Consider the following 14,727-nt stretch of genomic DNA (forward strand, 5'->3'; position numbering starts at 1 on the left):
AAAGCCAGCCGAATGGCTGACTTTTTAGTAAGCAGAAAAATAGTAGTTAATGCCTAACAATTAGGATGTCTTAGGCAACTTTCTTGATACCCAAGGCAGGGTCAAGTTCGCCACGACGACCAGACAATGAGTAGCGTAAGTACTTTTCATTGACGTCGATGGTCATTTCTTCATCCATTTGGTCGGTTGAATAAGGCTTAGCATAAATTTCGCCAAGGTTTGAGTCAATTTTAGCACCAAATTCCGACAAATCCGCATCCTTATTAACGAATAAGAGGTTGAATGACAAAGCCAAGGTGCAGTTCGCTTCATCTGAGAATGGTCCAACGCCATCATCGAAATCTAGGACCATCTTGACGTCGTCGCCCAAAAACTTCTGCAAACGCTCAGTTGCTGCTGGTGTAAAAGTCAATTTCATAAAATATTCCTCCAATTCATCTTTAAATAACAAGGTTAGTATATAATGTTTAACAATGTTTGTCAATTGGTATAGTTGTCATTTGTTTTATTTTCGCGATGACAGTAGACAAAAATCATGTGACGGACAACTTTTAAGGGGTTTGACAAAAAATGGAAATAAAAAAACACGGAAAAGCATATCAGATTGTCTATGAGGTTTTAAATGCCGTGACTCATGGTCTTGGCTTTATTTTAGCCGTGATTGCCAGTATCTTTTTAGCGTTAAAAATAGTTCGTGATGGTCGGACGAGTGGCATTGAAATCGCCGCGGTCAGCATTTATTTGACCTCGGTATCACTATTTTTACTAGCATCGACACTTTTTCACTCACTCGTTTTTACTAGGGCAGCCAAGATTTTCCAATTTATGGATCATGCCGGTATTTATCTTGTGATATTAGGCTCCTATACGCCCTATACCTGGTTAGTTTTGAAGGGAGGGTGGGGTTTTGGCATTTGGTCAGCCATCCTATTGATGACCATTGCCGGTCTGATTTATGATTTGTTTTTGGTCGGCCGCTTTCCCTGGTTATCTGTACTGATCTACCTAGTGATGGGCTGGCTTATTATTATTGCCATGCCGCTATTATGGACTGCCTTATCACCAGCTGCCTTTTGGCTACTTTTAGCCGGTGGCGTGGTATACTCTCTTGGAACCATTTTTTACCTAGTACCACGAATTCCCATGGGTCATGTTTATTGGCATGTTTTTGTTCTTGTTGGTGCCGGACTCATGTATTGCTCAATATATCTAACGCTTTAGATTTTGAAAGAAGGTCCAAAAGATGGAAAAGCTGGATTATCGTTTTCAAAGTGCCTGGACAGCCACGGCTTTAAGTAACCAAGAATCACCGATTGAGATTAACCAATCAGCCGTTTTTATGGGGGATGATTGGCAAGTTGACTGGACTAATTTTCAAAACACGCCGGTTAAGAAGAGTCAAGAGGTGATTGGCGATCAGTTTTATTGTCAGGGCCAGCTGATTTTAAATCAGCAGGCTTGGCATGTTGTGCGTTTTCACATTCATGATGGTGCTGAACATCTGATTGATGGCCAGCGCTATGCTGCCGAGATTCACATCGTTTGTCAAAATCAGCTTGGCCAAACGATGGTTGTTGGGGCCTTTGCTGAAGTCGACGAAAATCACCCGGTCATCTTTGCCCCACTATTTTCGGAAGAAAAAAAGATGGTCAATCTGCAGGATTTGCTGCCTGTGGAAAAGAGGGGTTGCTTCACCTATACGGGCTCGTTAACCACACCACCGTTGAAAAAAGACATTAATTGGGTTTTGTTAGACGAACCGGTGGGGATAAGTCCCCAAGATTTGGCGACTTTTGCCGAGGCCTATCCGGATAACTACCGGGAATGTCAGCCCTTATTCGGGCGGACGGTGGTTTATCACCACTTATCACCGATGCATCATTCAAAGTAAGTGCCAAAAGCCCGCAGGGCTTTTTTCAATGCCATTGTTTTCTTTTTGATCTAAGAATAAAATTGAGCAATGGTAAGTTAGCTTCTCTAACAAATGAGAAGCCTCTTTCACGCCATTCGTCATTTAAAAGGGGATTTTTTCATGACCAGTAATTCGAAAATGAATTTTTCGCAGATGAAACGGGCGGCCTTGGTCGTAGCTGCCGCCCTGTTTATGCAAATGCTTGATTCGACCATTGTCACAACAGCACTACCACAGATTGCAACTGATTTGAAAGTAGCCCAGAGTACGGCCTCATTACTCGTATCAGTCTATATGCTGTTTGCTGCCATTTTTATTCCATTGTCTGGTTGGTTAGCTAAAAAGGTTCGCCGTAAGAACTTATTTTTGCTGGCCGTCGGTCTTTTCACGGTTTCATCTGTGTTGGCCGGCCTCTTTAATAACTTAACCTATCTGTTGGTCATGCGCGCTATTCAGGGGATGTCCGGGGCATTGATGGTCCCTGTTGGCCGGCTAATTATTTTGGAAAATACAGAGCCAAAGAAAATGCTCCAAATCCTGTCTTACCTGGTATGGCCGGCACTCTTGGCACCGGCAATTGCTCCCTTACTTGGGGGTTATGTGATTGCGAGCCTATCCTGGCATTGGATTTTCTTTTTAAATTTGCCAATTGGCCTGTTAATTATTTTAACGGGAGTGTTTTTTATTTTGGATGATAACGAACGGGAGGACTTGCCCTTTGATCTATTTGGTTTCGTGCTTGTAGCGGTTGCCGGTGGGGGTCTCTTGATTGCTTCCGAAATGCTGTCACGCGGTCTCTCTCTTTTTTTCTGGGGCTTCTTGGTGCTTTTCGTGTCCCTCGTCTTTTTGGCCTTGGCCTGGCACCATCTTTCAGCGAGCGACCAACCGCTATTCTCCCTGGAGCCTCTAAAAGTAAAAACTTTTCGAGTCTATGAATCGGGCGGATCAATCTTTTGGATGACGATTGGTGCTTTGCCATACCTTTTGACCTTGCTTTTGCAAGTTGCCTTTCATTGGTCACCGATCATGGCTGGAACCTATGTTATCTTTATTTTTGTTGGCAATATTGCCATTAAGCCATTTACCACAGTAATTATTCGGCGGTTAGGCTACAAGTATGCTCTGGTAGTGGCCCTCAGTCTAGCAAGCTTAGCAACCTTGCTGATGGCAGCCTTTCATGCTGATAGTACAAAGGTCTGGATTGCCTTCGTTGCTTTTGTATCTGGTGTTGGCCGTTCATTAGCCTTGACTGCTTACAACTCGTTGTCCTTTTCAGAACTTTCAAAAGAGCAGAAGAATTCAGCCAATACCTTGACGTCGGTCCTACAAATGCTGTCACAGGCACTCGGAGTCGGAATTGCTGCGACAATTTTGGCTTTGCTTGGACAAGTGGTGAAAGTGACAACTGCTTATCAGCTAACTTTCTTGATTGTGGGGTTAGTTTCCTTGTATCCACTTATGGAGGTTTTAACCTTACCTAAGGATGCAGGTGCAAAAACTCTCAGTTAAATTTAATAAAAGAAGGCCAAACAGCTTTTTGTTTGGTTTTTTTTGTGAAGAAAGTTGCTTTTTAGAAGTAGTCTAGTGGATAATAATGAATAACAATTATTAGGAGGCGCATATGGTAGCAAAGTATCAAGATGATTTTTATCAAGCAGTCAATCAGGAGTGGTTAAATCAGGCTGAAATTCCAGCCGACAAACCCGTGACTGGTGGCTTTTATGACTTGGCCGATAAAATTGAAGACTTGGAACGAGCCACAGTCAAAGAAATCGAAGCCGGTCAAAAGCAAGTCGCCGCTTTGGACCAGTTTGTTGCTCTCCATCAGTTAACCAAGGACTGGGACCGTCGTGGCCAAAATGAAGCCGGTCAAGTCCAACAATTCTTGCAGCCGTTGCTGAAGATTAAAAACTGGGATGACTTCCAAGAAGCCGAAGGGCAATTGATTTTGGATTCTTATACGACACCGTTAGCATTGACGGTTAGTCCAGATTCAAAGAATACGGCCCGCAATGAATTGTGGTTGGCCAATCCAGGGCTGATTTTACCTGATACAACGAGTTACCAGGACGAAGACAGCAAAAAGGAGCTGTTGGCTACTTGGTCGACAATGGTTACTGGGCTGTTGCAACGGTTTGGTTTTGCAGAGCTAGAGGCGCAGAAATTAGTTGATGACACGCTCGCTTTTGACCAACTTTTGGCAGATAGTGAAAGTTCTCGTGAAACGTTGTCGGATTATTGGAAGAATTACCATCCCACGGCCTTGGCTGATTTGACAAAACAATTCACCGACTACCGGATTGCTGCGGTGATTGAAAAGGTACTGGGGCAAAAGCCGGAAAAGGTGATCATCTTTGATGGGGCATTCTTCGCTCAGGCCAACGCTGTCTACCAAGAAAAGAACTTTGCCTTGATTAAGGCTTGGTCAATTGTTCAAAATATGCTCGATATTGCCAAATTATTGGGGAACCAAAGTCGCATCGATGCTGGTGTCTTTGGTCGAAAACTGTCTGGTGCTAAAGAGGCGGTTGATGCAGACAAGGCTGCTTTCCGTCAGGCTCGAGCTTTTTTTGCCCAAATCGTTGGTCGCTGGTACGGTCAAACCTATTTTGGCGAGGCCGCTAAAAAAGATGTCGAGAAGATGGTCCGTGACTTGATTGGCGTTTATGATGACCGCTTTGACCAACAACAGTGGTTGTCCGCTGCTACGCGCGAAAAGGCCAAGGTGAAGTTGGCTGCCTTGCAAGTCAAGGTCGGTTATCCTGATCAGATTCCCGCATACTTGGAGGATCGCAAAGTTGATGTTCACAAGACGCTCTTAGAAAACGTAGAAGCCTTTTCCAAGGCGGCCGTGGCCGATCACTTTAGCCGGTGGGGACAGGCACCGGATACGAGTCGTTGGGAAATGCCGGGTGATTTGGTAAATGCCTATTATTCACCAGAGTTTAATCAAATTGTCTTCCCGGCAGCTATTTTGCAAGCACCATTTTATGATTATCATCAATCATCAAGCCAAAACTTTGGCGGGATTGGGACGGTGATTGCCCATGAAATTACTCACGCCTTTGACACTAACGGTGCGCGTTATGATGAACATGGAAACCTGAAAGAATGGTGGACCAAGGAAGACTTCGAACACTTTGAGCAGAAGACACAGGCGGTGGTTGCTGCTTTTGATGGACAGGATTCGGCTGGTGCCAAAATTAATGGGCACTTGACGGTTTCCGAAAACGTTGCTGACTTGGGTGGTGTCTCTGCCGCTTTGGCAGCCGCTAAGGAACAAAAGGACTTTGATGCGAAGGCCTTCTTTGAAAATTTTGCAACATTGTGGCGACAAAAGGCAGCACCGGCTTACCTGGCCATGCTAGCGAAGATTGATGTCCATGCACCGGCGAAGTTGCGGACGAATGTTATCTTGCCGAACTTTGATGACTTCCACCAAACTTATGGCATTCAGGCAGGAGATAGGATGTGGCTGGATCCAGACAAAAGAATCCAAATTTGGTAATTTCAAGGTTGGCATGATGATGGATTGAATCCTTCTAGCGATAGTGTGCAAGTTTTAAAATAGCAAATGGCATAAAAAATCTCTTACCAAAGTTTTCATTCCAGTAAAAGATAGGTCAGTAGTTATTAGGACTAATGACGAGCCGTGGTTATTTCATATAACGAAATGATATAAGTGATCATTTCATAAAAGCAAGCAGGGAACCCGCAATTAATTTATGTCGGGTTCCTTTTTATTACTTTGACAGCCTTCAATTAATTGCCTGTGGAAGGTTGTTTTAATCGTTAAGAATGGGAAGGAAAGGTGTGTAATATTGGTTGCTGCATGATTTTTTTCTTCGTGCTTCCTAGATCAGAAAATTTCAAAACCCTGACATTAGTCAGGATGTGCTTCACATATAATCTTTAATCACGCTTATACAAAGCACTAGTCAATGTCAATTTGCTGATAATAAAAAACCTCAAAATGGAGATAAAATTCTGAGGTTTATATCGCTTTTTCAAGTCTAAGTATTTAAACAAACAATTGTAACTAGTCCTTGACGTAAAAAACAAATGATGAGTATAAGTACTTCAATAGTGGTTGATTAAATTTTTGATATCTTTTTTTCATGCGTCGAATCCATTTTGTAATGGTACTCTGGTGATAATATTGTTCAAATTCTTGCTTATTTATATTTAGAATAACCAACTGATCACTCTCCGAGGTATTAAGCATCGTAAGCCGATAACATTCTTCTGTTTCAATTACCCCCCACAGTAGGTAAAATTTATGTTTTTTTGAAAATATATTGAAAAGAGCCATTTTCTTATTCGTTACATGGTCCATATACTTTTTTAACCATTCATTATTATTGGAAACAGTTTTTAAGTTAATAACACCATCCTGTTTACTAAATGAATACTTGATTGCTTGTCGGATAAAGTAGACAATTTTAATCCAGCTAATAAGCATCAGGCAAGTGATGATTATAAGAAGGTACTGGAAAATGATTACTTTCATTGTTGGTATAGTAATATTGTGGGCTGCATGCATCCGTGATAGATTATCCATAAATAAATAGATATCTATCCTAATCAGAATAACGGTGATTAATATTTGCCATTTTAAATTTCTTTTAGCTTTTCTTTCAAGTGATTTTTGAATGTACTTAAATTCGTTCATTAGTTATTTACTCCTCTAATTTAACAGGCAAATATTAAACTGCCTCTGGTGCAAAAAGTGTGATGACTGTGATGACAATGAGGGCTATCATACTGTCAATGCTATTTTGGGCTGTCATGACTGATGGCAATTGGTTGGTGGCATCCAAAATCGATGGAATAGCACTTTTAGTTGATTGCTGTTTTATTATTTAATTTTAAATCATTCTGAATTAAGGTTAACATCGTTTGAAAATCTTTTTTATGGTGATGTCAATTGGATTTGTTAAATTCTTGACCAGCTTTGGTGTGGATGTGCAAGCAAAATCAATTGCGATTAATTCAAATTAGTATAGGTCTTGCCAATTGACGAGATTTTTGGAATAATCACCTAAAATAATCAAAAAATCAGAAAAAAGACTTGCCACTCGTAATAATTCTTGTTATTATAGAATAGTTGTTTAGCAAACGGGAGTGTAGCGAAGTCTGGCTAAACGCGACGGACTGTAACTCCGTTCCTTCGGGTTCGTAGGTTCGAATCCTACCGCTCCCATTGCCGCGCTTCAGGCAAAATAGAAGCATTGCCCCTTGGCCAAGTGGTAAGGCAGAGGTTTTTGGTACCTCCATGCGCTGGTTCGATCCCAGCAGGGGCAACTAAGATGCCGGTTCAGTGATGAACCGGTTTTTTTGTCGTTTTTTGATTTAAAAAAGTGATTTTGATGTGGGGTTGATTTAGAATCGTTATCTTTTCAACCTTTTCACAAGAAAATTCTATGAGACCCCAAGACTTTTACAACTTTTTGCTTTATAATTGGTCTTGTTTAAACAAAGAATATTTGGAGGCAATTATGGCAAAATTAGCAGTAACTGACTTGGCCGTGAGTGGCAAGAAGGTTTTGATGCGTGTGGACTTTAATGTCCCTATCAAAGATGGTGTGATTGGTAACGATAACCGAATCGTAGCCGCATTACCAACAATCAAGCACGTTATCGCCGAAAACGGTCGTGCAATCTTGTTCTCACACTTGGGTCGAATCAAGTCAGAAGAAGACAAGCCAGGTTTGTCACTTGAACCAGTAGCAAAGCGCTTGGGCGAATTGCTTGGACAAGAAGTTATTTTTGTTCCTGAAACACGTGGTGCTCAATTGGAACAAGCTATTGCTGATTTGAAGGACGGTCAAGTATTGATGGTCCAAAACACTCGTTATGAAGATGTTCATAACGGTGAACAAGTTAAGCTTGAATCAAAGAACGACCCTGAATTGGGTAAGTACTGGGCTTCACTTGGTGATGACATGTTCATCAACGATGCCTTTGGAACTGCTCACCGTGCCCACGCTTCAAACGTTGGTATTGCTTCAAACGTTGACCAAGCTGCAGCCGGCTTCTTGATGGAAAAGGAAATCAAGTTCTTGGGTGACGCTGTTGATACACCAAAGCGCCCATTCGTTGCCATCATTGGTGGTGCCAAGGTTTCTGACAAGATTGAAGTTGTTCAATCATTGTTGAAGAAGGCCGACAAAGTAATCATTGGTGGTGGAATGGCTTATACTTTCGATGCTGCCAAGGGCAACAAGATTGGAAAGTCATTGTTTGAAGCCGACAAGGTTGACTTGGCTAAGGAATTGATGGAAGAAGCAGGGGACAAGTTGGTTTTGCCAATCGATGCCGTTGCTGCTGACAACTTCGCCAATGATGCTAAGACAGTGACTGTTGATTCAGACGCTGGTATCCCTGACGGTTACATGGGCTTGGACATTGGTCCTAAGTCAATTGACTTGTTCAAACAGGTTTTGTCAGATGCTAAGACGGTCGTTTGGAACGGCCCAATGGGTGTCTTTGAAATGGAAAACTTTGCCAAGGGGACTTTGGCCATTGGCAACGCCTTGGTTGATGTAACCAAGAATGGGGGCACAACCATTGTTGGTGGTGGTGATTCAACTGCCGCTGTTCAAGCTTTGGGTGTTGCTGACCAATTGTCACACATCTCAACTGGTGGTGGTGCATCTTTGGAATACTTGGAAGGTAAGACCTTGCCAGGTATCCAATCATTGACTGATAAGTAAAAAACGATTTGAAACCAAGCAAAAGATTGCTTGGTTTTTTAATACATAAAAACCAAATCCTTCTTAAATAAGTCTGTTAAAATAGAAGCTAATCGTGGGAGAGAAAGCGAACAAAAAGTTTGAATTTGTTTGTTATTTATGCTCTTTATAAATAGAAGAAATTAGCGTATAATGACAACAACTTATTTTCGAGAGGTGCACCGTGTCAAAAGAGCAATTAGTCAATGAACAAGCCTATTTAGACCAAACCCTGGGAAAAATTACAGATTCCCTGGAAAGTACCCAGGAGGAAATTAAAAAATCCAAAGGGTCACTGGCAGACGTCGCCAGCGGCTGGGACGATGTCCGGGTTAAAACCAGTACCTATTCTGGCATTGTTGAAACGGCGATGTCCGTGCGGCAACAGCAACAAGCCATTGCAGAGCGTGAAGCAGCCCAGTCACGGGCTGAAGTCCGCTATCAGACCTTGTCGAAGCAAATCGTTAAGCCATATTTTGCTCGCATCGACTTTACCGATCCAAGTGAAGAAAATCAAAAACCCGAGTCAATTTATATCGGTTTAGCTTCTTATTCCGATGACGATGGTCACTTCTACATTTATGATTGGCGGACCCCGGTTGCTTCCATTTATTATGATGGCGGTTTGGGCTCGGTCGAGTACTTAACACCAGTTGGGCCACAAAAGGCTGAAGTTTCCTTGAAGCGTCAGTTTGAAATTGAGGATGGCGTCATTGTGACCCTCTTTGACACTGAGGAGGCCATTGGGGATGCCATGCTTCTCAACGCCCTGTCTGGTGAGTCTTCTACTAAAATGAAGTCTATCGTCACGACAATTCAAAAGGAGCAAAACAAGATTATCCGGAATACGGATGCTGATTTGCTCTTTGTCCAGGGAGCAGCCGGGTCAGGAAAGACAGCCGCGATTATGCAACGAGTGGCCTACTTGCTTTACCGTTATCGTGGTAAATTAAATTCTGGTCAAGTCGTGATGTTTTCACCCAACCAGCTGTTTAACGACTATGTTGACCAAGTCCTGCCCGAGTTAGGGGAACAGAACCTGGTTCAGCTGACCTTTTTCCAATACGCATCGCGGCGGTTGCCACGGTTCTCTGTTCAGACCTTGGCAGAACGGTTTGAAAAATCAGTGGAACATGAAAAGATTGAGCGGATGCTCGGATCTTTGCAGATGTTTGCCGCGACAAAGGCCTATGCCGAATCGCTTAATGAGCAAGGCTTGGCTGCTCGTAACTTGAATTTCCGTGGCGAGCCACTGATTTCGAAGGAAAAAATCCTAGAAATTTACTATCAATATAATAGCAATTACAAGTTGTCACAGCGTTTGGAAGCCACTCAGGACTCTTTGCTACGGTCACTGCGGGCTCAAGTGAGCCACCAGATGAAGCAGGATTGGGTTGAATTAGCTATTGAAAACCTTTCAAAGGAAGAATATGACGAATTAGTTGGTGCTGGTGCCACTCGTTTGGGGGATGACCAGGAGGGGGATGCAGCAGCCATGACCCGTCGTCATCAACTTGGTGCTGGTCCCCAGGAACGAGAATTTAAATCAGATAAGCAGGAAAGAAATTTCCTAGCAAAGAAGATTACGACACAGGCTTTGCGTCCGTTGGCAAAAAAAATTCGTCGTTCTGGCTTTATCAACATCAACACGCAGTTTGTTGACTTCTTGCGGGCTTTGCCAAACTTCTTGTCTTTAGCTGATTTTGGCGTAACTGAGGAGGAGTGGCAGTCATATCTGAACGAAGTTGTGGCGAACTTAAAGAAACACGAATTAACGTTGGCAAACACAACAATTTACCTGTATTTGTATGACTTAATTACCGGTAAACATGGTCAACGCGATATTCGCTACCTCTTTATCGATGAAATTCAGGATTATACGCCATTCCAGTTGGCCTTCTTGAAATTCTCCTTCCCAAATGCTAAATTTACCGTTTTGGGTGACTTAAACCAGGCTATTTTCACACAAGACTGGGCGAATAGCCTTGAGGAAGACTTTGCTTCACTCTTTGACCCAGAAAAGGTTGAATTAATCGACTTAACCCAGACTTACCGGTCAACGGAACAAATCACCAATTTCTCCAAAGAATTGTTGGCCAATGGAAAAGCGATTGAGGCCTTTAATCGAGAGGGGGAATTGCCCGTCTTGAAGATGGCGAAAACGGCTAATCAGGCGGTTAATCTGGTCAAGGAACAATTGGCTGAAAATGCGGCTGATGGTGAAAAAACGGCCATTATCACTCAGACACTGGATGCAGCAAGAGAGCTAGCCCAGCAGCTATCTGATATGCCGGTAACGTTGATTCATTCCGAAAATCAGCGCTTAGCGCCAGGCGCCGTGATTATTCCGTCATACCTAGCCAAGGGATTGGAATTTGATGCGGTTATCATTTGGCAGGCGGATGCCACTCACTACAAAAAAGATGAACAGCAACGCTTGCTTTACACGGTTGCTTCTCGAGCAATGCACCGCTTGACAATGATTGGTCAGGGCCAGGTGTCGCCATTGATTGCTGCAGTACCAAAGGACCTTTACGCCACAGTGGAGGAACAAGCATGACAAATTTAGTTGAAAAAATTTATGAGGCCCATCAAGGGTCTTTTTTAACGGTCGGCATGACCGGATCCGTTGCCGTCGGTAAATCGACTCTGGCAGCGGAATTGGCCCAAGGCCTGCAAAAAAAAGGACTTGTGGCCACCGTCGTTTCCACAGATGACTTTTTGAAGACCAACCAAGTCCTCAGGGATGAAGGAATTTTCGATCAAAAGGGCTTTCCACAAAGTTATTATCTGCAAGACATAGTCCAGTTGATTCAAAACTTTAAGGCCGGCATGAATAATCAGGTTATCAACCGTTATTCGCAAACCTGGGCTGATATTGTCCCTGGTGAAAAGCAAAAGATTAGTCGACCGGATGTCTTAATTATTGAGGGTGTCGTTGCTCTTCAATTACCGGCAGAAAACTTTGATCAAAAGGTTTTTGTTGAAGCAGATATGAACGATATTAAGGACTGGTACTTGGAACGTAACTTCTTGGCAACGGTGAAGGCAAGTCATCAACCGCAGTCTTGGCGTTACCAGTATCAGGACATGGCGATTAAGGACTTTTACGACCTTGCTTTATCCGTGTGGGAACAGACAAATCAGGTTAATTATGATTGCTATATTCAAAAAACACGGGCAGAGGCTGATTTGATTTTAAAGCTTGACCGTTACCATCATCCAGTTTCGTTAACGGAGGGCCCACGGTCAGAAAACTAGAAGGCCGAATGTTCGGAAATTTGACAGAGACCATTTCCATTGGTAAGATTGTTGCTTGGGTTTAGAATATTAGAAAAATAACAAATTATGGGTTAGAGTACCCATAGCTAACAAGTTTTATTTGTACAACAAATGGAGGAAAAACATGGCAGAAAATACTGACATGAATGGAAAACCGATTAATCGCATGGCCATGATGGCCCTGTTGATGATTGGATCTTTTATTATCATTATCATGCAGACATCATTGGGAACGGCCTTGCCAACCCTGATGACTGCCTTTAATGTCGATACGGCGACGGTCCAGTGGCTGACAACGATCTTTTTGATGGTGAACGGAATCATGGTACCCGTTTCCGCCTTTTTGACAACAAGAATTCCAACGAAATACCTGTATCTATCCGCTTTGGTGGTGTATACGATTGGTACCGCAGTGGCTTACGTGACCCCAACTTCTGCCTTTTGGTTGTTAATGGTCGCTCGTGCTTTGCAGGCGGTTGCTGCTGGAATTGTGATGCCACTGATGCAGGTTGTGGCTTTGACGCTTTTTGATGCCAAATCGCGCGGTAGAGCATTGGGGATGGTCGGTTTGGTTATCGGAATGGCCCCAGCTATCGGCCCCACGTTGACTGGTTGGATTTTGGATTCAAAGCATGACGTTTTGGGAATGACTGTTGGTGGTGATTGGCGGTCAATTTTCGGTATGGTCTTACCACTTGCTGTGATTGTCTTAGTTTTGTCAACCATTTACTTCCGTAATGTCTTGGAAACGCGGAAGGTTAGTTTGGATATCCGTTCGTTGATTGAATCAACGGTTGGTTTTGGTTTAGTTCTTTTTGGATCTGCCATGGTATCAAACTATTCATGGACAAACTTTACTTGGGTTTTGGCACCAATGATTGTTGGCGTCTTGGTGATTGCTGAGTTTGTGCGCCACCAACTTCACATGGAAAAGCCGTTTCTGGATGTTTCTGTCTTTAAGAATAAGCAGTTTGCCTTGACGTCAGCCTTAGTTGCCTTGACTTTTATCGCTATGATTGGAGTTGAGATGGTTTTGCCAATCTATATGCAACAGGTTCGTGGTTTGTCAGCCCTAAATTCAGGATTGACACTCTTACCTGGTGCTTTGATGATTGGGGTAATGTCACCAATTGCCGGTTATTTCTATGACCTTTATGGGGCCAAGCGCTTGGCGGCCTTTGGTTTTGCCATGATTTTGCTAGGGACAATTCCCTTCCAATTCTTGACTGAAACAACGCCAACGATTTATATTACGGCCTTGTACATGGTTCGGATGATGGGTGTCGGGATTACGATGATGCCATTGACGTCATCTGCTATGGGTGCTTTGCACTTGAATCAAACAGCGCAGGGAACTGCCGTTAATAACACGGCCCGTCAAATTGCGGCCTCGTTGGGGACGGCGATTCTTGCTTCCGTGATGCAGTCACAAATTAACAATAACCTGCCAAGCGATTCCCTGAAGACGGCCGATCCGATTGCCTATGGCTCAAAGGCCTTACAGGCAAGCTTGGATGGGTTCCATGCATCCTTCCTCTTGGCCGCCTGCTTTGCTTTGCTAGCCTTTGCGCTATCATTTTTGATGCATAAGGGTAAGGTTGAGCCAAAGCCTGCAGCAGGAAAGGAGAACTAAGATGATTGTCTTTATTCTATTTATTTTTGTTGTCTTAGCTTTTGTATCATTAATGATGGTACAGGATATGAGAAAGCGGGTTATTGCTGTTGCTGTTTCTTTCCTAGTCGTGCTTGCTTCAGTTGTGTTAATCATTGCCAATATGCATGATCATTTTGGTATGAAGGTGCAAACAACAACGACTAAACAGCAAATTTATTCCGTTCAGGGGCAAAACATCTATGGTGTCTTGTCCTACCAACAAGTTGGCACATCCGGTAAGGAAAAGGTCTTTATTTACCGAGATACTTCGACGAGTACAACACCAACAGTGGCCAAGCCTGATTTGAAGACCAAGACGGCCATTCAAAATGTTCAAGGAAATCAGGCCTTTAAGGTGACAACTTCTAAGAACTATGTTTACCGAAACGGTTTCTACAAGTTTATGTTTGCCATTTCGGGTAACAACCATGACTTAAAGTCGCGTCAGGTAACTTACCAAGTTCCACCAACATGGCTGGCTCTCTCATCACAAGATGGCGAACGCTTGAAGAGTATCGTTGCGGGAATGGCTAACCAAGCTGACTTTATTCAATGGTTCCAGCAGGTTAAGTCACAATCACAAACCGATCCCGATGGGGCAGCGCAAACTGCCGTTTCCTATTATCAAAATCTTTTAGCGAATAATCATTAAAAAATAGTTAAAAGGAAGTTGTACTTTTTAATTAAACTAGTATGATTCCAGCTAACTTAAGTGAAAAATATTGCTTAGTCTTGATTTCTATGTTACAGTAACAGTGTAATTTAGGTTTTGATTTTGATTTGTTTTTTTCGGAAGGCGTCATACCAACAATTCTTAATTACAACTATAATTTTGGGATGACCCAAGGAGAAACAATCATGGAAAAAGGCACTGTAAAGTGGTTTAACAGCGAAAAGGGCTACGGCTTTATCACACGCGAATCAGGTGAAGATGTGTTTGCACACTTCTCAGCAATCCAAGGTGACGGTTTCAAGACTTTGGAAGACGGCCAAGCCGTAACTTTCGATGTTGAAAACTCAGACCGCGGTTTGCAAGCTGTTAACATCGTAAAGGACTAATTACTTAGTCTTTACCGAAAAAGCTCGGGAATTTTTCCCGGGTTTTTTCTTTGGAATAAATTCAATTCAAAGACCAAATGTTGTAT

The 14,727-nt window shown here is 42.9% G+C and carries 12 protein-coding genes and 2 tRNA genes; 12 read left to right on the forward strand and 2 right to left on the reverse strand.

Annotation, left to right across the window (positions count from 1 at the left end):
• Positions 1-70: 70 nt before the first annotated feature.
• On the reverse strand, positions 71-418 hold the full coding sequence (locus tag ACSYSR_RS03315; protein ID WP_252773329.1) for an iron-sulfur cluster biosynthesis family protein: 348 nt from the start codon (positions 416-418) through the stop codon (positions 71-73).
• Positions 419-570: 152 nt separating this feature from the next.
• Here ACSYSR_RS03315 and trhA point away from each other — a divergent pair, with 152 nt between their 5' ends.
• From trhA to ACSYSR_RS03335, 4 genes are all read left to right on the forward strand, one after another.
• A complete protein-coding gene (trhA, locus tag ACSYSR_RS03320) occupies positions 571-1,221 on the forward strand; it encodes a PAQR family membrane homeostasis protein TrhA (RefSeq protein ID WP_252773330.1) in 651 nt (216 codons plus the stop codon).
• Positions 1,222-1,243: 22 nt separating this feature from the next.
• The gene (locus tag ACSYSR_RS03325; RefSeq protein ID WP_489816139.1) at positions 1,244-1,891 is read left to right on the forward strand and encodes a carbonic anhydrase family protein; all 648 of its coding nucleotides are present in this window, start codon (positions 1,244-1,246) and stop codon (positions 1,889-1,891) included.
• 141 nt (positions 1,892-2,032) lie between these two features.
• Positions 2,033-3,421 (forward strand): MFS transporter, encoded by a 1,389-nt coding sequence (locus tag ACSYSR_RS03330; RefSeq protein ID WP_252773332.1) that lies wholly within the window; start codon positions 2,033-2,035, stop codon positions 3,419-3,421.
• 112 nt (positions 3,422-3,533) lie between these two features.
• The gene (locus ACSYSR_RS03335; protein WP_489816138.1) at positions 3,534-5,420 is read left to right on the forward strand and encodes a M13-type metalloendopeptidase; all 1,887 of its coding nucleotides are present in this window, start codon (positions 3,534-3,536) and stop codon (positions 5,418-5,420) included.
• A gap of 531 nt (positions 5,421-5,951) precedes the next feature.
• Here the strand turns inward: ACSYSR_RS03335 and ACSYSR_RS03340 are convergent.
• On the reverse strand, positions 5,952-6,584 hold the full coding sequence (locus tag ACSYSR_RS03340) for a hypothetical protein (RefSeq protein ID WP_489816137.1): 633 nt from the start codon (positions 6,582-6,584) through the stop codon (positions 5,952-5,954).
• 448 nt (positions 6,585-7,032) lie between these two features.
• Here ACSYSR_RS03340 and ACSYSR_RS03345 point away from each other — a divergent pair.
• From ACSYSR_RS03345 to ACSYSR_RS03380, 8 genes are all read left to right on the forward strand, one after another.
• A tRNA-Tyr gene (locus ACSYSR_RS03345) sits at positions 7,033-7,115 on the forward strand.
• 29 nt (positions 7,116-7,144) lie between these two features.
• A tRNA-Gln gene (locus ACSYSR_RS03350) sits at positions 7,145-7,216 on the forward strand.
• Positions 7,217-7,410: 194 nt separating this feature from the next.
• Entirely contained in the window at positions 7,411-8,628 is a 1,218-nt protein-coding gene (locus ACSYSR_RS03355) for a phosphoglycerate kinase (RefSeq protein WP_252773334.1), read from the forward strand.
• Between the two features lie 202 nt (positions 8,629-8,830).
• Positions 8,831-11,206 carry an RNA polymerase recycling motor HelD gene (gene helD / locus ACSYSR_RS03360; protein ID WP_489816136.1) on the forward strand — a complete coding sequence of 792 codons (2,376 nt, stop codon included), beginning with the start codon at positions 8,831-8,833 and terminating at the stop codon, positions 11,204-11,206.
• A complete protein-coding gene (locus tag ACSYSR_RS03365) occupies positions 11,203-11,907 on the forward strand; it encodes a nucleoside/nucleotide kinase family protein (protein ID WP_252773336.1) in 705 nt (234 codons plus the stop codon). The genes helD and ACSYSR_RS03365 overlap by 4 nt, the downstream gene beginning before the upstream one ends.
• A 145-nt stretch (positions 11,908-12,052) precedes the next feature.
• Entirely contained in the window at positions 12,053-13,561 is a 1,509-nt protein-coding gene (locus ACSYSR_RS03370; protein WP_489816135.1) for an MDR family MFS transporter, read from the forward strand.
• A 1-nt stretch (position 13,562) separates the two neighbouring features.
• The gene (locus tag ACSYSR_RS03375; protein ID WP_489816134.1) at positions 13,563-14,234 is read left to right on the forward strand and encodes a DUF4811 domain-containing protein; all 672 of its coding nucleotides are present in this window, start codon (positions 13,563-13,565) and stop codon (positions 14,232-14,234) included.
• Between the two features lie 206 nt (positions 14,235-14,440).
• Complete coding sequence (locus ACSYSR_RS03380; protein WP_059378954.1) at positions 14,441-14,641, forward strand: cold-shock protein; 201 nt, start codon at positions 14,441-14,443, stop codon at positions 14,639-14,641.
• Positions 14,642-14,727 lie beyond the last annotated feature (86 nt).

This window comes from Fructobacillus sp. ESL1096, from assembly GCF_058511985.1.

What these genes read in the sequence shown, in the direction of transcription:
- ACSYSR_RS03330 (WP_252773332.1), top strand. Translation starts at nt 2,033, where the DNA reads ATGACCAGTAATTCGAAAATGAATTTTTCGCAGATGAAACGGGCGGCC.
- trhA (WP_252773330.1), top strand. Translation starts at nt 571, where the DNA reads ATGGAAATAAAAAAACACGGAAAAGCATATCAGATTGTCTATGAGGTT.
- ACSYSR_RS03335 (WP_489816138.1), top strand. Translation starts at nt 3,534, where the DNA reads ATGGTAGCAAAGTATCAAGATGATTTTTATCAAGCAGTCAATCAGGAG.
- ACSYSR_RS03340 (WP_489816137.1), bottom strand. Translation starts at nt 6,584, where the DNA reads ATGAACGAATTTAAGTACATTCAAAAATCACTTGAAAGAAAAGCTAAA.
- ACSYSR_RS03380 (WP_059378954.1), top strand. Translation starts at nt 14,441, where the DNA reads ATGGAAAAAGGCACTGTAAAGTGGTTTAACAGCGAAAAGGGCTACGGC.
- ACSYSR_RS03370 (WP_489816135.1), top strand. Translation starts at nt 12,053, where the DNA reads ATGGCAGAAAATACTGACATGAATGGAAAACCGATTAATCGCATGGCC.
- ACSYSR_RS03355 (WP_252773334.1), top strand. Translation starts at nt 7,411, where the DNA reads ATGGCAAAATTAGCAGTAACTGACTTGGCCGTGAGTGGCAAGAAGGTT.
- ACSYSR_RS03325 (WP_489816139.1), top strand. Translation starts at nt 1,244, where the DNA reads ATGGAAAAGCTGGATTATCGTTTTCAAAGTGCCTGGACAGCCACGGCT.
- ACSYSR_RS03375 (WP_489816134.1), top strand. Translation starts at nt 13,563, where the DNA reads ATGATTGTCTTTATTCTATTTATTTTTGTTGTCTTAGCTTTTGTATCA.
- ACSYSR_RS03315 (WP_252773329.1), bottom strand. Translation starts at nt 418, where the DNA reads ATGAAATTGACTTTTACACCAGCAGCAACTGAGCGTTTGCAGAAGTTT.
- ACSYSR_RS03365 (WP_252773336.1), top strand. Translation starts at nt 11,203, where the DNA reads ATGACAAATTTAGTTGAAAAAATTTATGAGGCCCATCAAGGGTCTTTT.